Annotated in this window: 16 protein-coding genes; 5 read left to right on the plus strand and 11 right to left on the minus strand. The window is 64.0% G+C overall.

What is annotated here, in order from left to right:
* Positions 1-45 precede the first annotated feature (45 nt).
* Together gltA and gltX are read right to left on the minus strand one after the other, a co-directional pair.
* Positions 46-1,341 carry a citrate synthase gene (gene gltA / locus ACI3GR_RS04825; protein ID WP_407492932.1) on the minus strand — a complete coding sequence of 432 codons (1,296 nt, stop codon included), beginning with the start codon at positions 1,339-1,341 and terminating at the stop codon, positions 46-48.
* Positions 1,342-1,428: 87 nt separating this feature from the next.
* Positions 1,429-2,847, minus strand: a complete 1,419-nt coding sequence (gltX, locus tag ACI3GR_RS04830; RefSeq protein ID WP_407492933.1) for a glutamate--tRNA ligase — start codon at positions 2,845-2,847, stop codon at positions 1,429-1,431.
* A gap of 159 nt (positions 2,848-3,006) precedes the next feature.
* On the opposite strand from gltX, the gene ACI3GR_RS04835 reads away from it, so the two are divergent.
* Positions 3,007-4,995, plus strand: coding sequence for a ComEC/Rec2 family competence protein (locus tag ACI3GR_RS04835; protein ID WP_407492934.1), 1,989 nt, complete (start codon positions 3,007-3,009; stop codon positions 4,993-4,995).
* Here the strand turns inward: ACI3GR_RS04835 and lexA are convergent.
* Positions 4,989-5,693, minus strand: coding sequence for a transcriptional repressor LexA (lexA, locus tag ACI3GR_RS04840; RefSeq protein WP_407492935.1), 705 nt, complete (start codon positions 5,691-5,693; stop codon positions 4,989-4,991). The two genes, ACI3GR_RS04835 and lexA, sit on opposite strands and share 7 nt — an antisense overlap.
* A 195-nt stretch (positions 5,694-5,888) precedes the next feature.
* Here lexA and ACI3GR_RS04845 point away from each other — a divergent pair, with 195 nt between their 5' ends.
* Positions 5,889-6,299 carry a hypothetical protein gene (locus tag ACI3GR_RS04845; RefSeq protein ID WP_407492936.1) on the plus strand — a complete coding sequence of 137 codons (411 nt, stop codon included), beginning with the start codon at positions 5,889-5,891 and terminating at the stop codon, positions 6,297-6,299.
* On the opposite strand, the gene ACI3GR_RS04850 is transcribed toward ACI3GR_RS04845, so the two are convergent.
* From ACI3GR_RS04850 to trpD, 6 genes are all read right to left on the minus strand, one after another.
* Positions 6,296-7,495: a CaiB/BaiF CoA transferase family protein gene (locus ACI3GR_RS04850; protein ID WP_407492937.1), complete on the minus strand. Its 1,200-nt coding sequence runs from the start codon at positions 7,493-7,495 to the stop codon at positions 6,296-6,298. The genes ACI3GR_RS04845 and ACI3GR_RS04850 overlap by 4 nt on opposite strands.
* A 363-nt stretch (positions 7,496-7,858) precedes the next feature.
* The gene (locus ACI3GR_RS04855; protein ID WP_407492938.1) at positions 7,859-9,043 is read right to left on the minus strand and encodes a molybdopterin molybdotransferase MoeA; all 1,185 of its coding nucleotides are present in this window, start codon (positions 9,041-9,043) and stop codon (positions 7,859-7,861) included.
* The gene (moaC, locus tag ACI3GR_RS04860) at positions 9,040-9,516 is read right to left on the minus strand and encodes a cyclic pyranopterin monophosphate synthase MoaC (RefSeq protein WP_407492939.1); all 477 of its coding nucleotides are present in this window, start codon (positions 9,514-9,516) and stop codon (positions 9,040-9,042) included. The genes ACI3GR_RS04855 and moaC overlap by 4 nt, the downstream gene beginning before the upstream one ends.
* The gene (gene trpC, locus ACI3GR_RS04865) at positions 9,513-10,337 is read right to left on the minus strand and encodes an indole-3-glycerol phosphate synthase TrpC (RefSeq protein ID WP_407492941.1); all 825 of its coding nucleotides are present in this window, start codon (positions 10,335-10,337) and stop codon (positions 9,513-9,515) included. The genes moaC and trpC overlap by 4 nt, the downstream gene beginning before the upstream one ends.
* Complete coding sequence (locus ACI3GR_RS04870; protein ID WP_407492942.1) at positions 10,334-10,990, minus strand: uracil-DNA glycosylase; 657 nt, start codon at positions 10,988-10,990, stop codon at positions 10,334-10,336. The genes trpC and ACI3GR_RS04870 overlap by 4 nt, the downstream gene beginning before the upstream one ends.
* Positions 10,991-10,993: 3 nt before the next feature.
* Positions 10,994-12,013 (minus strand): anthranilate phosphoribosyltransferase, encoded by a 1,020-nt coding sequence (gene trpD / locus ACI3GR_RS04875; RefSeq protein ID WP_407492943.1) that lies wholly within the window; start codon positions 12,011-12,013, stop codon positions 10,994-10,996.
* 285 nt (positions 12,014-12,298) lie between these two features.
* Here trpD and ACI3GR_RS04880 point away from each other — a divergent pair, with 285 nt between their 5' ends.
* The 3 genes from ACI3GR_RS04880 to guaB all read left to right on the plus strand — a co-directional run bounded on the left by ACI3GR_RS04880 (position 12,299) and on the right by guaB (position 16,808).
* The gene (locus ACI3GR_RS04880) at positions 12,299-14,020 is read left to right on the plus strand and encodes a divergent polysaccharide deacetylase family protein (protein WP_407492944.1); all 1,722 of its coding nucleotides are present in this window, start codon (positions 12,299-12,301) and stop codon (positions 14,018-14,020) included.
* An 81-nt stretch (positions 14,021-14,101) separates the two neighbouring features.
* Positions 14,102-14,980 (plus strand): NAD(P)-dependent oxidoreductase, encoded by an 879-nt coding sequence (locus ACI3GR_RS04885; protein ID WP_407492945.1) that lies wholly within the window; start codon positions 14,102-14,104, stop codon positions 14,978-14,980.
* Positions 14,981-15,359: 379 nt separating this feature from the next.
* Positions 15,360-16,808, plus strand: coding sequence for an IMP dehydrogenase (guaB, locus tag ACI3GR_RS04890; RefSeq protein ID WP_407492946.1), 1,449 nt, complete (start codon positions 15,360-15,362; stop codon positions 16,806-16,808).
* Positions 16,809-16,912: 104 nt separating this feature from the next.
* Here the strand turns inward: guaB and ACI3GR_RS04895 are convergent, their stop codons facing one another.
* Positions 16,913-17,728, minus strand: coding sequence for a DUF4198 domain-containing protein (locus ACI3GR_RS04895; protein WP_407492947.1), 816 nt, complete (start codon positions 17,726-17,728; stop codon positions 16,913-16,915).
* Between the two features lie 112 nt (positions 17,729-17,840).
* Entirely contained in the window at positions 17,841-19,772 is a 1,932-nt protein-coding gene (gene gspD, locus ACI3GR_RS04900; RefSeq protein WP_407492948.1) for a type II secretion system secretin GspD, read from the minus strand.
* Positions 19,773-19,774 lie beyond the last annotated feature (2 nt).

Below are 19,774 nucleotides of genomic sequence, written 5' to 3' on the forward strand. Positions count from 1 at the left end.
GCCGGGTTTTCGACCCGGCGGTTTCAAATCTAGCGCGCTAAGTACTCAGCGCTTTTCGACGTCCACGTAATCGCGCTGCGTCTCGCCAGTGTAAAGCTGACGGGGGCGGCCGATCTTCATCGCCGGATCCTCGATCATCTCTTTCCACTGGGAAATCCAGCCAACGGTGCGCGACAGCGCAAAGATCGGCGTGAACATCGAAGTGGGGAAGCCCATCGCCTCAAGGATGATGCCGGAATAGAAGTCCACGTTCGGGAACAGCTTCTTCTCGGCAAAGTACGGATCGTCCAGCGCCTGTTTTTCCAGTTCCTTCGCGGTGGCGAGGATCGGGTTGTTTTCGACACCCAGAAGCTCCAGCACCTCGTCTGCGGATTCCTTCATCACCGTCGCGCGCGGGTCGAAGTTCTTGTAGACGCGGTGGCCAAAGCCCATCAGGCGGAACGGATCGTTCTTGTCCTTGGCGCGGGCGATGAATTCGGGAATGCGATCGGGCGTGCCGATTTCCTTGAGCATTTCCAGACATGCCTGGTTCGCGCCACCGTGGGCAGGGCCCCAGAGACATGCGATACCAGCCGCGATACAGGCGAACGGGTTCGCACCCGAAGACGACGCCAGACGCACGGTCGAGGTCGAGGCGTTCTGTTCGTGGTCCGCGTGCAGGGTAAAGATACGGTCCATCGCGCGGCTCAGGATCGGGTCGACGACATAGTCTTCGGCCGGAACGCTGAAACACATACGCAGGAAGTTGGACGCATAGTCCAGATCGTTGCGCGGGTACACGAAGGGCTGACCGATGTTGTACTTATAGGCCATCGCAGCGATCGTCGGCATCTTGGCGATCAGGCGGATCGAGGCGACCTCGCGCTGCCAGGGATCGTGGATGTCGGTGCTGTCGTGGTAGAAGGCCGACATGGCGCCGACGACGCCGGTCATCACGGCCATCGGGTGCGCATCACGGCGGAAGCCGGTGAAGAAGCGGTGCATCTGTTCGTGCACCATCGTGTGGTTCGTCACGCGGCTTTCGAAATCTTCCAACTGCGCGGCGGTGGGCAGGGCACCGTACAGCAGCAGGTAGCACACTTCGAGGAAGTGGGACTGGCTGGCCAGTTGATCGATCGGATAGCCGCGGTGCAGCAAGACGCCCGCTTCGCCATCGATATAGGTGATCGAGCTGTCGCAGGACGCGGTCGAGGTGAACCCCGGGTCAAACGTGAACACATCTGCCTGGCTGTACAGCTTGCGAATATCAAGCACATCCGGACCCGCAGTCGGTGAAAGGATCGGCAGTTCGTAGGTTTCGCCCTTAAGGCTTAGCGTTGCCGTTTTGTTCGTATCTGTCATAGCTTCCCTTCCTCTTGTCGCGCGCGGGTCAATTCCATCGCGCCCCTTCTATCGTGCTCCAGGTAACCGGAACGTTACGGTGCCGAATTATCCGGCGGCATCCTTGATCCTGGCGCAGGATTCCTCCTGCCCGAGAACCATCATCATATCAAAAACACTGGGTGTGGCCGCCCGTCCGGCGAGCGCCGCGCGCAAGGGGCCTGCCAATTGGCCGAACTTCACTCCGCGCTCTTCAGCAAAGCTGTTCAATAAGGCCTCCAAATCCTGACGTGTCCACGTAGCATTTTGCAGGTGCGGCGTCAAATCCGACAGCATGGCCCGGTTGTCATCACCCAGATTCTTGGCGGCTTTCTCTTCCACCTCGATGGGGCGTTCGGCAATGCAGAAGTGAGCCTTTTCAAGAAGTTGAGGGAACGTCTTGGCCCCCGTTTTCAGGAACGGCAGGGCCTGCGAAATTTTGTGTTCCACGGTATGCAAAAGCGGGCCAGCCCCTGTCGCGTCGAGATAGGATTTCAACTCTTGCAGCAGCGCAGCATCGTCGGCCGCTGCCATGTGCTGACCACAGATGTTTTCCAGCTTCTTGAAGTCAAGTCGCGCGGGCGATTTCCCGATGCCTTTCAGGTCGAACCAGTCTTTGGCCTGCACGTCGGTAAAGAATTCATCGTCGCCATGGCTCCACCCCAAGCGGGTGAGGTAATTGCGCATCCCAGCAGCCAGATATCCCATGTCGCGGTATTCCTCGACGCCCAGGGCGCCGTGACGCTTGGACAGCTTCTTGCCATCGGGGCCATGGATGAGGGGGATGTGAGCATAGGTCGGCACGGGCCAGCCCATCGCCTGAATGATCGCCATCTGGCGCGCCGCGTTGTTCAGGTGGTCGTCGCCCCGGATCACATGGGTCACGCCCATATCGTGATCGTCCACCACCACGGCCAGCATATAGACCGGGTTCCCGTCAGAGCGCAGCAGGATCAGATCGTCCAGCTGGTCGTTGCGGATGGTCACGTCGCCCTGCACCTCGTCCTTGATGACGGTTTCACCATCGCGGGGGGCCTTCAGGCGCACGGCATAAGGCGCGTCGGGGTGGGTCGACGGATCGGCATCGCGCCACGGCGATTGGAACAGGGTCGATTTGCCCTCGGCCCGCGCCTGATCGCGGAACGCCTGAATTTCTTCCTGGGTCGAAAAGCACTTGTAGGCTTTGCCGGCGTCCAGCAGTTCCAGCGCGACGGCGCGGTGACGGTCGGCCTGTTCGTATTGGGAAACCGCCTCGCCATCATAATCCAGACCCAGCCAATCCATGCCTGCAAGGATCGCCGCCGTCGCTTCGGGGGTCGAACGTTCGCGGTCCGTGTCTTCGATGCGCAACAGGAACTTGCCGCCACGGCCCCGGGCATAAAGCCAGTTGAACAGCGCCGTGCGCGCCCCGCCGATGTGCAAAAAGCCGGTGGGCGAGGGGGCGAAGCGGGTGACGACAGGGGGCTGGGAAGCCGCGGTATCCGACATGGGAGAAAGTAACCTTTCCTTTACCAGGTTGCGCCCATGCTGGGGGAGAGCGCCAATCGCGCGTTATCTATCTGGCCCATAAGGGGGTGACAAGTGCCGCAGCGGGGGCTGAGCTGGTCTGGTCCTTATCTTTCAATGCCTTTCGTCTGGTTAGCGGGGGTGATCCTGCGCCAGCGCGGGGCCTTATTTCCATGGTCTCCGGTCGCCTTGGCGGTGGGGATTGGCCTGTATTTCGCCGCCCCCACCGAACCCGACGGCAAGCTGGTCGCATTGCTGGGGGTGGGGGCCTTGGTCGTGGCTGGACTGGCCTTAAGGGCGGGGCCTGTGCGTGGCCCACCGCTGTGGGCCGCGGCGCTGGTTTTGCTGGGTGTGACACTGGCGGCGGCGCGGGCGCAATCTGTGGCGGCCCCTGTGCTAGGCTGGCGGCATTACGGGCCGGTGCAGGGTAGGGTGGTGCAGATCGACCGATCGGCATCGGACGCGGTGCGTCTGACCTTGGACAGGGTCTACCTGCCGGGGGTGTCGCCCGCGAAGACGCCCGCCCGGGTGCGCATATCGCTGCATGGCGATCAGGCGATCCAGCCCGCACCGGGGCAGTTGATCCTAAGCACGGCGCATCTGTCGCCCCCGGGCGGGCCGGTGGAACCCGGCGGGTTCGATTTCCAACGCCACACATGGTTCGACCGGCTGGGGGCCATCGGCTATACCCGCGTGCCCGTCATGGTCTGGTCCCCGGCACAGCCGCGCGCGCTGCCTGTGTTCCGCGCCCGCATGGCACTGTCGAGCCGCATCCGCGACGTGTTGCCGGGCGACACCGGAGCCTTTGCCGCCGCCATCACCGCAGGCGACCGATCCGCGCTAAGCGATCAGGTCACAACCCGCCTGCGCCGTACCAATCTGGCGCATCTTCTGGCGATCTCGGGCCTGCACATGGGGCTGGTGGCAGGGTTCGTCTTTGCGCTGGTTCGGGTGGCGGGGGCGGCGGTGCCTTACACGGCGCTGAACTGGCCCATCCGGTCGATTGCCGCACTGACCGCCGTGGCGGCGGGGGCGGGCTATCTGGCGTTGTCGGGCGGGGCGATCGCGACGGAACGGGCCTTTGTCATGGCGACGGTGGCCTTTGTCGCGCTGGTGCTGGGGCGGCGCGCGATTTCCCTGCGGGGGCTGGCGATGGCGGCTTTGGTCGTGCTGATCCTGAGGCCAGAAGCGCTGTTGTCGCCGGGGTTCCAGATGTCCTTTGCCGCGACCACCGCCCTTGTCGCGGTCTTTGCCGCGCTGCGGGGCGTGGGATCGCACTGGCCGAAATGGGCCAAGGGGCTGTTTGCGCTGGTCGTATCGTCAACCGTTGCGGGGCTGGCAACGGCGCCGGTCGGGGCGGCACATTTCAACACGCTGTCGCACTATGGCTTGATCGCCAACCTGACGGCGGTGCCTGTCATGGGCCTGCTGGTGATGCCCGCCGCCGTGCTGGCGGTGATCGTCATGCCCTTGGGGCTGGAGGCGCTGCCGCTGACCGTCATGGGATGGGGGCTGAACTGGATCCTCTGGGTCGCGGCGCAGGTGGCGGACCTGCCGGGCGCGGTGGGGTATGTGGTGGCCCCGAACGCTTGGGTGCTGCCCTTGTTCGCAGGTGGCGGGCTGGTGATCGCCCTGTGGCAGGGTCGGGGACGCTGGACCGGCGTGGTGCCCCTGATCGCGGCGGGCGTGCTGTGGGCGCAGGCCGAAAGGCCCGACATTCTGATCGAAGATCGCGGCATGTTGGTCGGCGTGATGACAGACCAAGGCCGCGCGGTCAGCCGAGAAAAATCGGCCAGCTTCACCGCGCGGGTTTGGTTGGAAAACGATGGCGACGGGGCAGAGCAGATCAGGGCAGCCGCGCGCTGGCCGGGGCAGGGCATCCATCACCTGACGGGCAAACGCGCGGCAGCGGTGGCCAAGTGTGATCCGACGGAGATCTTGATCCTGAACCACGACCCACCTGCGCCGCTGCCCTGTCAGGTCTTTGCGCCCGCCACCCTGCGCGACACCGGCGCGGTGGCCATCTGGATCACGCCAGAGGGGCGCAAACTGCAAACGGCCCGCGCAGTGGCGGGCCGAAGGCTTTGGAATGACGCGATTATTCGCGCCGAACGGCTGTGGCGTCAGTAGGTGCGGATGAGCCCGACCAGACGGCCCTGCACCTTGACGCGGTTGTCGGGCAGCACGCGGGTTTCATAGGCAGGGTTCGCCGCGACCAGTTCGATCTGGCCCGAGCGGCGGAAAAAGCGTTTCAGCGTCGCCTCTTGGTCATCGACCAGCGCGACCACGATGTCGCCGTTGTCGGCCGAGGTCGTTTCCCGCACCACCACGACGTCGCCGTCGTTGATGCCCGCGTCGATCATGGAATCGCCCCGCACCTCAAGCGCGAAGTGGCTGCCCGAACCTGACAGCATCGATCCCGGCACCGCGACGTGATGCGACACTTGGTTGATTGCCTCGATCGGCACACCGGCGGCGATCCGGCCCATGACCGGCAGTTCCAGCGCATGCACCGCTTCGACCGCCATGGTGTCGCCCAACGGCTGCTTGGCCGAGGATTGGCCACCCTCGATCACGCGCGGGGTAAAGCCTGCGTCGCCACCACCGCCCATGCTGTCGGGCAGTTTCACGATCTCGATCGCCCGCGCACGGTGGGCCAGACGGCGAATAAATCCGCGTTCCTCAAGCGCCGTAATCAGACGGTGGATGCCGGATTTCGACCGCAGATCAAGAGCTTCTTTCATTTCGTCAAAGGACGGGGGCACGCCATCGCGCTGCACCCGTTTATGAATGAACTCTAGCAGGTCGAGTTGTTTCTTGGTCAGCACTGCTCTGCTCCTTCAAGAGACTGTTGTTAACCTTTGTTCTACACCTGTTCACGTTTTGTGTCAACATGCGCCTCTGGCAGAAATTGTGGTGGGTCACCGCGGCAGCCCCAAGATCGTCGCACCATACCGTAGTTTCGATCTTTTCCGCCGCTGTCCAATGGGATAGGCTGGCCGCAGGTCATTAAAGGTCTGTGGATGCCCGAACCCGTTCTTGTTCCCGTCGTTTTCCGTAAAGCCGACAGTGGCATAGACGTATTGCTGCGTCAGACGGGCGATGGTCCGGTGCATTTCCCGACGTTCCTTCCCGATCCCGGCGCGGATCCGATCGGCGCCGCGCGTCAGGCCATCGCGCCGCTAATCACCATGATCCGCCCCGGCCAGCCCGAGCGTCTGGGCCTGTTGCCGATCGGCGACCCCGAGGTCTGGGACGTCGTGCTGATCCCGCTGACGCCAAAGTCCAAGGCAACGCTGACTGACGGGGAGGGGATGCTTTGGCAACCGCTGACCGCGGAAACGGACGGATGGGCCGCGCCATCGCGATCGCTGCACGAGGTTCTGCAAGGTTGCGCCAGCGATCTGGAACGTCTGAGCCTGATCGAGGCCTAGATCACACCTTTGCTACGCAGCGCGGCAATGTCGTCAGCGCTGTAGCCAAGCCCTTGAAGAATATCGTCATTATCTTCGCCCAAGCGGCGCGACGGCAGGTAGCTGACCGGATCGACCCCGGCATAGCGCATCGGCGTCTGCATCAGAACCATGCGCCCATATTCCGGGTGATCGACGTGGTGCAGAAGGCCGCGGTCGTGCAAGTGGGGATCGCGCAGCACCTCGGTCAGTTTCATGACGGGGGCGCAGATGGCCCCGTTGTCCGACAGCAGGTGGCGCAGGTCGTCCCGGGTATGCTGCGCGGTGGTCCGGCCGAGTTCGGCATCAAACGCATCCATATTGGCGCAGCGGGTTTTCAGGTTTTCGAACCTTGGGTCTGTCAGCATGTCTTCGCGCTTCAGCGCGCGGGCGGTGGCGTGCCAATGGTGTTCCGCGACCGCGATGATCGCGACGTATCCATCAGCGGCGGGATAGACGTTGTAGGGCGCAAGGCTCATCCCCCCGTGGCGGCTGCCGGTGCGGGCCTCGAAGGTGGGGTCGTCGCGGTTGGCCCATGCGGCGGCAAGGTTCGACATCAGCGTCGGCAGGTTGGTATCCATCATCGAGATATCGGGCGACAGGATCTCTCCGGTCCGGTCCCGGTGCCAGAGCGCGGTGACAATCGCCCCGTAAAGGTGTGTGCCTGCAACGAAATCTGTCATCGCAGGGCCAGCTTTGACAGGCGTTTCGCCGGGAAACCCGGTGCTGTCGATGATCCCCACGGCGGCCTGTACCGTCAGGTCCATGGCAAGGTAATCGCGGTAGGGGCCCGTCTGCCCATAGCCGGAATTGCGCGCGACGATCAGCTGCGGGTTGATCTGAGAGAGCCTTTCGGCGCCAAGGCCCAAACGGTCCAATACGCCGGGGCGGAAGTTTTCGATCAGCACATCGGCGTCGGCGATCAGACGCTCCATCATCGCCAGCCCTTCGGGCGTTTTGAAATCACAGGTCACGCTGCGCTTGTTGGCGTTGAGGAAGGCAAAGGGCAGGGCCGCGCCGCCTGTGGCATGGCGTTTGCGCACGGATTCCCCGTCGGTCGGTTCGACCTTGATAACCTCGGCCCCGGCCTGTGCCATGAGGAAGGCGCAATAGGGGCCGGAATAGACGCGGGTCAGGTCGATGACCTTCACGCCCGCCAGCGGGGTATTGGATGGCATTGCGCGTCCTCCTCCTGACGCTGTGTCCCTTGGGGTTCCGGCAGGCTATGGAGGCGGGGGTGGGGCGTCAATGTTTACTTACCGGTGGGTAAGTGGGGGCGCTTGCTTTTGGCTGGGCAAACACGAGGAGGGCAGCGACCGGCCCGAGGGTGGGCGCAAAAGCGCCCGCCCATGGGGGCGGGTCGGGCGCTGCCCGGCGTATCCGCCGGGCGGACCACTTGATCGGTGTGGGTGTTGAAATTGTAGGGCTTTGCGGTCACTGCGAACGGTGAAGCAAAGGGGCTGAGGCCATCGGCCCGCTGCCCGGTGTTTCACTCCGCGCGGAGCTTAGGAACAAAGGTTTTTTCTTTGGGTACAGGCTACTCAAATCGCCAGATACTCGACCGTATCCCCGGCCGTCGCCGCAGGCGCATTCGGCGCACGCACCAATAATGCGCCCGACCCGGATAGCACGGACAACAAAGCGGAATCCTGACGTGTTGCCGGAACGATACCGTCGTCCGTCACCTCGGCCCGCATGTAGTGTTCGCGCCCGCCGTTTGCCTCCACATCCACGGCCAGTACTCCGGTCCGACGCGGCGCGGGGGCGGCGCCAAGACCCAGCATGTGCCGCAGCATCGGCACCACGAAGATATGGCCGCAGACCATGGCCGACACCGGATTTCCCGGCAGGCCGACCATCGCCGCGCTGCCCAGCCGCCCCGCCATCAGCGGTTTGCCGGGGCGCATCGCGACCTTGTAGAAGGATTGTTCCATCCCCATGCCTGCCGCGGCCTTGGCCACAAGGTCATGGTCCCCCACCGACGCGCCGCCGATGGTGACGATCAGATCGGCAGGCGCCGCGCCTTCGCGGGTCAGGGCGAAGACGGTTTCCAGTGCGTCGATCCGGTCGCGGGCGATGGGCAGCAGGCGCACCTCGGCCCCTGCAGCGGTGAACAGCGCGTGCAGCCCGTAGGAATTCGACGCAACAATCTGGTCGGGGCCGGGGGTTTCGCCGGGCTGGACCAATTCGTCACCCGTCGCGATCAGCGCCACACGGGGGCGGCGGGTGACGGGCACGCGGGGGATGTTCATCGACGCCATCAACGCCACATCCGCGGCCGAGATCACGCGCGGCGCGCTGATCTGGTCACCGATGCGGAAATCGCCGCCAGCAGGGCGGATGTTGGCGCCGTCGCCGGGGGTGCCTGTTATGGTGATGCGGTCGCCGTCGCGGGTGACGTCCTCTTGGATAACTACGACATCCGCGCCCTCTGGAACCGGCGCACCGGTGAAGATGCGCACCGCTTGGCCTGCGCCGACAGACCCGTCGAACCCTGTTCCGGCTGCCGCTTCGCCGATCACATCAAAACCCGCGCCGTCGCCCATATCCGCCGAACGCACCGCATATCCGTCCATGGCCGAGGCGGCAAAGGGCGGCTGGTCGCGACGCGCCTGAACCGGGGTGTTCAGCACCCGACCAGCGGCCTGGATCAGCGGAACCTCTTCCCCGTCGAGCGTGGCAGAAATTGCAAATAAGTGATCAAGCGCCTCAGCGACGGTGATCATAACTTCGCCTCATAACGCCCTGACTTACCGCCATCTTTCAGCGCCACCTGTAGTCCGCCAACCTGCATGCCGCGATCCACGGCCTTGCACATATCGTACACAGTTAGCGCGGCGGTGCTTGCGGCTGTCAGCGCTTCCATCTCGACCCCGGTCTTGCCGGTTGTCTTAACGGTCGCTTCGATCTGGACGCCCGGAAGATCGGCGTCAGGCGTCAAATCGACGGTCACTTTGGTGATCGGCAGGGGGTGGCACAGCGGGATCAGATCAGAGGTCTTCTTGGCCCCCATAATCCCCGCCAGCCGCGCGATTCCTAGCACGTCACCCTTTTTCGCCGTGCCGCTTTCGATCAGCGCCAGCGTTTCGGGCAGCATCTTGATATGGCAGACCGCAACGGCGATCCGGTCGGTGTCGGCCTTGTCCGAGACATCGACCATATGCGCCTGACCGGCGGCGTCGAAATGCGTCAGGCTCATAGCCCGCCCCCTTGGCCCAGACCCCCGGCAGGGTTGGCCAGCAGTTCGCGGGCTGCGGCTTCGACGTCGTCCTTCCGCATCAGGCTTTCGCCGATCAGGAAGCAACGCGCGCCGTATTGTGCCATGTCCGCCAGATCGTCCGGCGTGAAAAGGCCGGACTCAGAGATCAGCATGCGATCTTCGGGCGCCAGCCGCGACAGGGTACGCGTGGTGTCGAGCGAGGTTTCAAAGGTCTTGAGGTTGCGGTTGTTGATCCCCAGCAGGGGCGATTTCAGATTGACCGCGCGCTCCAGCTCTTCTTCGTTGTGCACTTCGATCAGCACGTCCATGCCCCAGTCAAAGGCCGCGGCCTCCAACTCGGCCGCCTGACCGTCTTCGAGCGAGGCCATGATCAGCAGGATACAATCGGCCCCAAGCGCGCGGGCTTCGGCAACCTGATAGGTGTCGTACATGAAATCCTTGCGCAGGACGGGCAGGTCACAGGCCGCGCGGGCCTGCACCAAGAAGTCTTTGGCGCCTTGGAAGGACGGCGTGTCCGTCAGCACCGACAGGCAGGTCGCGCCACCGGCGGCATAGGCTTCGGCCAGCGCGGCGGGGTCGAAATCTTCGCGGATCAAGCCTTTGGAAGGGCTGGCCTTTTTCACTTCGGCGATCAGGCCATAGCCCTTGCGCATCGCCTTTTGCAGGGCCTTTGCAAAGGGTCGTACGTCGCCAGCATCGCGCGCGGCGGCTTCGACGTCCGACAGGGGGCGGGCCTCTTTGTCGGCGGCCACTTCGTCAAGTTTGTAGGCCTTGATACGGTCCAGAACAGTTTCGGTCATTGGGGGCCTATCCAGTCGATCGGGGGCAGTCCCCTTTCACTAAGCCAGTTGTTTACCGATGAAAATGGGCGCGAGTCGAAAAATCCCCTGCGGGCGGACAGGGGCGAGGGATGGGGCGACCGCAGGATCAGGTGATCGGGGCCTGATGTTGGCGGCGTGATGTAGCGGTCAAAGGATTGCGCGGGCTTGCCCCAAAGGACAAAGGCCCGCGGTGCGTCGGACAGCCGGGTCAGCACTTGGCGGGTCAGATCGCTCCACCCCAGTTTGGCGTGACCGCCTGCGTTGCCCGCGGGCACTGTCAGCGCGGTGTTCAGCAGCAGTACGCCCTGCCGGGCCCAGTGGCGCAGATCGCCCGTGGCGGGGTGTCCGCCCAGATCGCTGTCCATCTCTTTGTAGATATTCGACAAAGATCGGGGCAGGGGCCGGACGTCGGGTTCAACCGAAAAGGCCAGCCCATGCGCATGGCCCGGCGTCGGATAAGGATCCTGACCCAAGATCACGACGCGGGTGTCATCTGGCGCACAGGCGTCCAGCGCCGCAAAGCGTTGAGGCGCGGGGGGCAGGATGTCGGGACCGTCGGCCAGCGCCGCGATCGCCGGGTAGCTATCGGTGAAAAAGGGCAGATCGGCCCAAGCGGCGGGGGGCTGGGTCATGCCTCAGCCCGCCGAGGTGATCCGCGCCAGCCCTTCGATCTTTTCCTGTGCCCGGCCGCTATCGATGCTTTCCGCGGCCAGCGCCACGCCATCGGGCAGGGCATCGACCTTGCCCGCGACCAGCAGCGCCGCCGCGGCGTTCAGCAACACCGCATCGCGATAGGCCGAGGGTTCGCCCGCCAGAAGCGCGCGGAAAGCGCGGCCGTTCTCTTCGGGGGTGCCGCCTAGGATCGCTTCGAACGGATGGGGGGACAGGCCCGCGTCTTCTGGGTGGATTTCCATGTCGTGCACCGTGCCGTCGCCATTCAGCGCAGCCACCCAAGACACGCCCGAAATCGCCAGTTCGTCCGTGCCGTCCGATCCGTGTACCAGCCAGGCGCACTCGGCCCCCAACTGGCCAAGGGTTTCGGCCATGGGGCGGATCAGGTCGCGCGAAAATGCCCCCGTTAGCTGGCGTTTGACGCCTGCGGGGTTGGTCAGCGGCCCAAGGATGTTGAAGATCGTCCGCGTGCCCAATTCCTGCCGCGCGGGCATGACGTGTTTGATCGCGGGATGGTGCATCGGCGCCATCATGAAACCGATCCCCACCTGATCCAGCGCCTTTTGCACCACGTCCGGCCCTACCATGACGTCCACGCCCATGGCCGACAGCGCATCCGCCGCGCCGGATTTCGACGACAGGTTGCGGTTGCCGTGTTTGGCCACGACGACACCTGCGCCCGCCACCACAAAGGCCGTCGCGGTTGAAATGTTCAGCGTCCCCTTGCCGTCGCCCCCGGTGCCGACGATGTCGATCGCTCCGTCCGGGGCGCTGACCGGGTTGCATTTCATCCGCATGACGCGGGCGGCTGCGGCGTATTCTTCGACCGTTTCGCCCCGCGTGCGCAGCGCCATCAGGAATCCGCCGATCTGCGCAGGCGTCGCCTGACCTTCGAACAGGATGTCAAAGGCGGCCTCGGCCTCGTTCCGGGTCAGTGGGCGTTCGGGCGCGGCTGCGATCATCGGTTTCAAAGCGTCGCTCATGGCTGTCCTTTTCGCGTCTTCTTGGCCACCCGGCGGGCGGTACAGGGGTATGGGGCCGACCCACTGGCCTAGGCTGGAATTCGTGGTATCATACTCTGGCGCCACGGCAAATTTTACCTCAGGGCCGGTCAGACGGGTATGACCCGCTTGCGCGGCGGCCCTGCGGGGCCTAGATGATCCGCGGCCCGTGGCAAGGTCAAGCCCGGTGGCGGTCGCAAGGTCGCTAATCTGGCGCAGGGCGAAACGCCAAGACCGGGCCGACCCGGCGAAACAGGAGAGCAGAGCGTGCTACGCGGTATCATTTTGGGAGGCGTTTCCGGACTGGCCATCGCCCTGGTGGTCGGCGGCGTTCTGTCGCTGTCCATTCCGGTGCTGAAATCCAGCCCCGAAACCGTCGATACGCCCGAGGGGCCAGAGACGAGCGCTCTGGATCAGACCACGGGCAACGCCCCGGTCAAATTGCCCGCGCCCACCGATACGCCCGACCGCCCCGACATGACGCGCCCCGAACGGCCCGAAGGCGACACGCTGGAACTGGCGGCCGAGGCGCTGCAATCCATCGACACGCCAGAACTGAGCGCGCCGGTCACCGATATGGCCGGTGCGGATGCGGACGCGCCCCGTCCGACCGAAGACATGGCGCAGGCCGATCCGATCACACCGGTCTATCCCAGCCCGCAGGCCCCCGCGCCCGAAGCCCCTGAGGCCGAAGCGCAGGCCGACGTCGACAAGGACACGCCCGTTCCCCCGCGCGCAGAACCGGGGCAAGAGGTCACGGGCTTCCCGACCACGGATCTGGAAGACATGGCCGTGGTGTCCCCACAGGTCGTGGGCGTGACAGAGGATGTAGCGGGGCAGGAAAGCGAGGCGGCTGAGGTCCCGGCGACAAACGATGCGACGGCTGAGGTCGCGGCGGAAACTGATGCCGCCGATCCCACGGATCAGATCGCAGAGCAGGTGGCCGAGATCGCTGAAGAGGCCGGAGAGGCCTTGGCAGCGGCAGAGCAGAGGGGGGAGACTGCGCCCACTCAAGACGGCTCCGATGATGCGGAAGCGACTGCCGAGGCGCAGCCCGCTGAGGCTGAGACGACCGCGCCCGCTGAAACCCGCCCCGCGCCGCCCACCGGGTTTGTCGGTGTGTTGCCGCCTGACACCCCGAGGGCAGAGCCGGCTGAAACGCCAGCCCCCGCCACGGACACCACGGACACGGCCCAGACCGCCCCCGGCACCACTGCTATGCCCGGCACGCCCGGCACGCGGCTGATTGCCCCTGTCGCGGTGCCCACGGAAACGCAGGCCACGCCAGCAGAGGCTCAGCCCGCGCAATCTGACAACCTGCCGCCCATCGACGCCTATGCGGTTGATTTCGACAATCCCGAGGCCAAGCCGATCCTGTCCATTGTGATGATCGACGACGGCACAGCCACCGACCCGCTGCCCGCGAATTTCCCCTATCCGCTGTCCATCGCCGTACCCGTCATCCGCGACGACGCGGCAGAGGCCATGCGCAAATATCGCGCTGACGGCTACGAGGTGCTGGCGCTGGCCAGCGTGCCATCTGGCGCGACGCCGCCTGATCTGGAAAACGCAGCACAAGCTTGGCTGTCGACCATGGACGAAGTGGTGGCCGTAATGGAAACGCCCGATCTGGGGCTGCAATCCGACCGGGCGATGGGCGAACAACTGGCCGCCATTCTGGCTGAAACTGGACATGGGCTGTTGCTGTATCCCGACGGGCTGGATACGACGCGCAAGCTGGCCTCGCGCCGCGATGTGCCCGCCGCGACCGTGTTCCGCGATCTGGACGGCGAAGGCCAAGACAGCGCTGTGATCCGCCGGTTTCTGGACAATTCCGCCTTTAAGGCCGGGGTCGAGGGCACGGTGATCCTTGTCACCCGCCTGCGCCCCGAAACGGTCGAGGCGCTTTTGGTCTGGGGTCTTGCCGACCGCGCATCCCGCGTGGCGCTGGCCCCGGTGTCGGCCGCGCTGAAGGCCTCGGCCCCCTGAACCTCGCGACACGATTGCCTAAGGGGCGCTGGCGTATTACTCCTTACCGATCGGTTAGTTGAGGACGTAATGGGGGGAGCCATGTCGGATACACCAACCTTGGGATTCATCGGTCTGGGTGTGATGGGGGAACCTATCTGCCGGAATATGCTGCAAAAATCCGGCGCAAAGATGCTGGTGTCGGACCTGTCGCCTGACCCGGTGGCGCGGTTGACCGCCTTCGGCGCGGAGGAGGCCAGCGCAGACGAGATCGCCGCCCGCGCCGACATCCTGTTCCTGTCACTGCCCGGCGGCCCGCAGGTCGAAAAGGTGGCAGGCGCGCTGATCCCCAAGATGCAGTCCGGTGCGACACTGGTCGACATGTCCACCGCGCCCGTGGGCCTGACCCGAGAGCTTGCGGCCCAGGCAAATGCGCGCGGCATCCACTACGCCGACGCCCCCGTCGCCCGCACCCGTGCGGCGGCCGAGGCGGGCACTCTGGCCATCATGGTCGGCGCGGATCAGGCCACCCACGACCGCATTCTGCCGATCCTGTCCCATGCTGGCGACACGATCCTGCACTGCGGCCCTGTGGGCTGTGGTCAGGTGGCCAAGATCCTGAACAACATGGTGCTGTTCCAGAATGTCGTCGCCCTGTCCGAAGCGCTGGCGCTGGGGCAGGCGGCTGGCATGGAGGGCGCGACCTTGTTCGACATCATCTCTCAGGGGTCGGGCGACAGCTTTGCGCTGCGCAACCACGGGCAAAAGGCGATGATCCCCGACACCTTTCCGAAACAGGCGTTTCCCACGGATTACGCGTTGAAGGACGTGTCCTACGCGCTTGATCTGGCACGGGAATACGGGCTGTCCGCGCCCGGGGCGGAACTGGCCGAGGCGCGAATGCAGATGGCCAAGGCGGCGGGCTTTGCGGAGGAGTATTTTCCTGTGCTGGCAAGGTTGGCGGGGAAGCCGTCTGAGTAATATTATCGTAGTAGCGTCGATCAAGGGTCCCGCCCGGCGGTAACGCCGGGCAGCGCCGACCCGCCCCCATGGGCGGCGCTTATGCGCCACCCCGGGTCGGTCGCTGCCCTCGGCGATGACCAGCTCGGCACAGCGATCCAAACAATTGTGCGATCACGTAAAGCGTGTCTGCATCAGTACCAAAAATCGCAGACCACCAGCCTTTTTCGCCCACCCGGCGAACCTGCGCTGGACGTAGGCTAAAGTTTGGACCGCCCCCCAACACCGCCTCCAACATCTATCCCGATACACTCCGCCGCACACCGGATTTACCCCTTTTCCCCATCCCCCATCCATGTAATAGGGAAGCGCCAAGTGATCCCATCCAAGGAGAGACCCCATGGAGATTCGCGCGGCCCTGACCTTCGACGACGTCCTGCTGGTTCCTGCAGCGTCCTCAGTCCTGCCCTCAACCGCAGACACACGCACTAAGGTCACCAAGTCGATCTCGATGAATATCCCCTTGCTGAGTTCTGCGATGGACACGGTGACCGAAGCCCGCATGGCCATCTGCATGGCCCAAGCCGGCGGCATTGGCGTGATCCACAAGAACCTTGATACCGAAGCGCAGGCGAATGAAGTCCGCCGCGTCAAACGGTTCGAATCCGGGATCGTCTACAACCCCGTGACCCTGACCCCCGATCAGACCCTGGCCGACGCCAAGGAATTGACCGAACGCTATGGCTTTACCGGCTTCCCGGTGGTCGACGAACAGCGCCGCGTCGTGGGCATCGTGACGAACCGCGACATGCGCTTTGCCCAAAAGGACGAAACGCCCGTATCGGTGATGATGTCGGGCGACAATCTAGCAATTCTCGTCGAACCCGCAGATCGTCAGCAAGCCATTGAAATGATGCGCGAACGCCGGATCGAAAAACTGCTGGTCACCGATGGCGCGGGCAAGCTGACAGGCCTGTTGACCCTGAAAGACACCGAGAAATCGGTACTGAACCCCACCGCCTGCAAGGACGAGTTGGGCCGCCTGCGCGTGGCGGCGGCGTCGGGCGTGGGCGACGCCGGGTTCGAACGGTCCGAGGCGCTGATCGACGCGGGCGTCGATGTCGTGGTCGTCGATACCGCGCACGGCCACTCCGCAGGCGTGCTAGAGGCCGTGACCCGCATCAAGAAACTGTCGAACGAAGTGCAGGTCATCGCCGGCAACGTCGCTACCGCCGACGCCACCAAGGCGTTGATCGACGCAGGCGCTGACGCGGTCAAAGTTGGCATCGGTCCGGGCTCCATCTGCACCACCCGTATGGTTGCGGGCGTGGGCGTGCCCCAGCTGACCGCCATCATGGATTGCGCAGGCGCAGCCGGAGACACCCCGGTGATCGCCGACGGCGGCATCAAATTCTCGGGCGATTTCGCCAAGGCCATAGCGGCAGGTGCCTCCTGCGCCATGGTCGGGTCGATGATCGCAGGCACGGATGAATCCCCGGGCGAGGTGATCCTGTACCAAGGCCGGTCTTTCAAATCCTACCGCGGCATGGGGTCTTTGGGCGCCATGGCGCGCGGCTCTGCCGACCGATATTTCCAGAAGGACGCCGCCAGCGACAAACTGGTCCCCGAAGGCATCGAGGGCCAGGTGCCCTACAAAGGCTCTGCCGGCGCGGTGATCCACCAGCTGGTCGGAGGCCTCCGCGCCGCCATGGGCTACACCGGCTGCGCCACGGTCGACGAAATGCGCAAGGACTGCCAGTTCGTGCAGATCACCGGGGCAGGGCTGAAGGAAAGCCACGTGCACGACGTTCAGATCACCCGCGAAAGCCCGAACTATCGGATTGGGTAGGGCGCCCGTCAAACGCAGAACGCTCAAGATTTGACATGTTGGCTGACCCTGCGGTGAGCCTGCGACCGTTCAATTCGGAAAGCATGCGCTGCCAGCAAAGCCCGTTAGCGGGCAGGAACGCCGAAGGTCAGAGCGGCCCAGTTTGACTTCCAGATCGCGCCAAAGGTGCCCATCTCTTTGGCGCTTGCACGCTGCAGGTAGACCGTATCGACAAGGTAGTCATAGCCCGGTTTGACCGGAAAACTTGCACGGCCATCAGCGTCGGTCTGCAGGGTGATCAAGTCAACCTGCATCTCTGGGCTGCGTTCGAACACAGTGACCCGTGCGTCAGGGCGGGGCTTATCGTCGTGATAGACACGCACCTCCATGGGTTGGTCTGCCGCCATGGTGTAGGGGTTGGTTGTGGTCACGATCTCATGCGTCATGCCGCGATAGGCGTCTTCGCCCGCGCCGTCGCCGACGGCGATCAACGCTTTGACGTGACGATCATAGACTTCGGCCAAGTTTTCTTGGGGATAGCCTTCGGCAAGATGTTGCTCCAGCACGGAGGGCCAGCCCTTTTCTTCAGTGAACTCCCGGAAAAGGTCAAAGCTGTCATAGGTCAGGCGTGTCGTCTTTGTCTCATAGATCAGCCCGTAAAGGCCCGGTGTGTCGGTCTGGACCTGAAACGCGGGCAGATCGCCCGGCAGACCTGCGAAAGGGGCGCTTCCGTCAGGGGAAAAGACTTCGGCACGCGTCGCTCTTGCGTCGATCCAGGGGTAGGCGGGGCCTTCCATTTCGATGCCGTTGCGGATGTCGGCCTGTATCGGTTCCCCGGCTTCGACCTGCCAATCCGCCGCCTCGATCCATAGCTCATGGGCCGTCAGTTGCTGCGTTGAAAGGGCAACAAATAGCCCCGCGAGTACCGTTTTCAGTGTCATGAGACCTCCCGCACTGCGACGTCACAACCCGTGCTTGGTCAAGGCGGGTTGGTTTCATGGAAAGGTACGGCGCACATAGGGGAAGAGTTTCAGCCCCGGAACGGCGGATCGGTCAGTAGAGCCCGTTAATCTCTAGCGGTAGCTTATCCACCTTGCGCTCTTTCAGCAGGTTACGCGGCGGCTCGGCCGCGTCGGCGGCGCGCAGGCGCTGGTATTGGCGTTTCGCAACGGCCTTGGCCTTGTGCGAACTGTCGATGATTGTCGGACGCATGAACACGAATAGCGTCCGGCGGGTCTGCGATTTGTTCTTGGCACGGAACAAGCCGCCGATCACAGGCACATCGCCCAGACCCGGCACTTTGGATTTCACGTTCTGCTGGTCATCGGTGATCAGACCGCCAAGGACCACGGTGCCGCCATCTTGCGCCTGAACGGTCGTCTCTATGACGCGACGGTTGGTGATCAAATCCGCCGCGCCCTGCACGTTCGTATTAACGAGAGAGGAGACCTCTTGTGCAATTTCAAGCCGGACAATGCCGTTTGAGGTAACGCGCGGCAGCACTTGCATGGTGATCCCGACATCGCGCCGTTCGATCGTGGTGAAGGGCGCGACAGTGTTGCCGTCGGTGGCGAAATTCCCGGTGCGGAACGGGACATTCTGACCGACCACGATGGTGGCGGACTTGTTGTCCATCGTCGTGATCGACGGGGTGGACAGCAAGTTGGCGCTGGTCGATTGCGACAGTGCCTGAATGAGAATGCCAAAGTTGTCGGCCGTCCCAGCAACCGTCAGCCCCGTCGTCAGAGCGGAGCCCTGTGGTACGCCAAGCGCCCCAAGCACAGCCGCCAGACTGGTGCCCCCTTCGGAGAAGGACGTCGCAGCAATGCCTTGCGTCGGCTGGCTGGGGCCAAGGCCCAACTGCACGCCAAGCCGGTCCGCCACATCGCCCGACACTTCGACAATTGCGGCCTCGATCATAACTTGTGCGCGGCGTTGGTCTAGCGACCGGATGATCTGGATCACCTCTTCGATCTGACGCGACGTGCCGCGGATCACGATGGAATTGGTGGCGGTCGAAGCCTGAACCGAGATTTCGGGGGCAGGGCCGTTATCGACGGGCGGTGGCGCATCCTCATCAGCGGCGGCCGCGACCGGGTTGGTGATGTCCGTGCCGCCCTGCAGGGTTTGCGACGCGATTTCCGCCACGACCTCGGCATCGGCATATTGCAGCTCGTATACATGGGTACGCAGGGTCGCCTGCGGGTTCCGGCGTGGTGCCACATCCATGTTGCGCGCCAGATCGCGGATCTGGGCGATATCTTCCGGCATGCCCCGCACCAGCAGAACGTTCGACGCCGGATCGACCGACAGACGCGCCCCGGTGCCAGAGGTGCCCAGCACCTCGTTCAGGGCCTGCAGCACGGCGGTTGCATCGGCATAGTTGAAGCGCAGGACTTCGGTCTGCAATACCGTCCGACCGTCGAAGGTCCGAGCGATTTCGGTGATCCGGTCAACGTTGGCCTGCGTGTCGGTGATGATGATCGCGTTGGGATCGGTCAAAGCCTCGATATAGCCTTCGTCCGCCACCAGCGGACGCAAAACCCGCACCGCTTCTGCCGATGGCAGGCGGTCCAGCGGCAAAAGCTTGGTTACGACGTCCAGGCTTCCGGCATCAGCGGAATCAAGCGACATGCCTTTGGACCGGGCGCTGGTTTCCGTCACAATTTCCCAGACGACGCCGTTTTCCACGGCGACGAAGCCACGCACACGCAGGATCGACTGGAACAGCGCCCAGACACCTTCTTGGGTCAGCGGCTCGGACGAAATGACAGAAACCGCCCCCGACAGCGCAGGGTCGATGACAAGCGTGCGGCGGGTGATTTCCGACACCTGTTCGGCCAGAACCGAGATATCTGCATTCCGCAGGTTGATGACATAATCGCCCACATCCTCAAGCGGTTGCGCCCGGCTTGATTGCGGAGCGGACGCAAGCAGGCTTGCGACGCAGAGGATCCCGAGTAGTTTTGTGAAGACGTTCAGCATTC

The organism is Pseudooceanicola aestuariicola, from assembly GCF_045763785.1.
Taxonomy (GTDB): domain Bacteria; phylum Pseudomonadota; class Alphaproteobacteria; order Rhodobacterales; family Rhodobacteraceae; genus Pseudooceanicola.

What these genes read in the sequence shown, in the direction of transcription:
- guaB (WP_407492946.1), top strand. Translation starts at nt 15,360, where the DNA reads ATGGAGATTCGCGCGGCCCTGACCTTCGACGACGTCCTGCTGGTTCCT.
- ACI3GR_RS04850 (WP_407492937.1), bottom strand. Translation starts at nt 7,495, where the DNA reads ATGCCATCCAATACCCCGCTGGCGGGCGTGAAGGTCATCGACCTGACC.
- moaC (WP_407492939.1), bottom strand. Translation starts at nt 9,516, where the DNA reads ATGAGCCTGACGCATTTCGACGCCGCCGGTCAGGCGCATATGGTCGAT.
- gltX (WP_407492933.1), bottom strand. Translation starts at nt 2,847, where the DNA reads ATGTCGGATACCGCGGCTTCCCAGCCCCCTGTCGTCACCCGCTTCGCC.
- ACI3GR_RS04895 (WP_407492947.1), bottom strand. Translation starts at nt 17,728, where the DNA reads ATGACACTGAAAACGGTACTCGCGGGGCTATTTGTTGCCCTTTCAACG.
- gltA (WP_407492932.1), bottom strand. Translation starts at nt 1,341, where the DNA reads ATGACAGATACGAACAAAACGGCAACGCTAAGCCTTAAGGGCGAAACC.
- ACI3GR_RS04855 (WP_407492938.1), bottom strand. Translation starts at nt 9,043, where the DNA reads ATGATCACCGTCGCTGAGGCGCTTGATCACTTATTTGCAATTTCTGCC.
- gspD (WP_407492948.1), bottom strand. Translation starts at nt 19,772, where the DNA reads ATGCTGAACGTCTTCACAAAACTACTCGGGATCCTCTGCGTCGCAAGC.
- ACI3GR_RS04870 (WP_407492942.1), bottom strand. Translation starts at nt 10,990, where the DNA reads ATGACCCAGCCCCCCGCCGCTTGGGCCGATCTGCCCTTTTTCACCGAT.
- ACI3GR_RS04845 (WP_407492936.1), top strand. Translation starts at nt 5,889, where the DNA reads ATGCCCGAACCCGTTCTTGTTCCCGTCGTTTTCCGTAAAGCCGACAGT.
- trpC (WP_407492941.1), bottom strand. Translation starts at nt 10,337, where the DNA reads ATGACCGAAACTGTTCTGGACCGTATCAAGGCCTACAAACTTGACGAA.
- trpD (WP_407492943.1), bottom strand. Translation starts at nt 12,013, where the DNA reads ATGAGCGACGCTTTGAAACCGATGATCGCAGCCGCGCCCGAACGCCCA.
- ACI3GR_RS04885 (WP_407492945.1), top strand. Translation starts at nt 14,102, where the DNA reads ATGTCGGATACACCAACCTTGGGATTCATCGGTCTGGGTGTGATGGGG.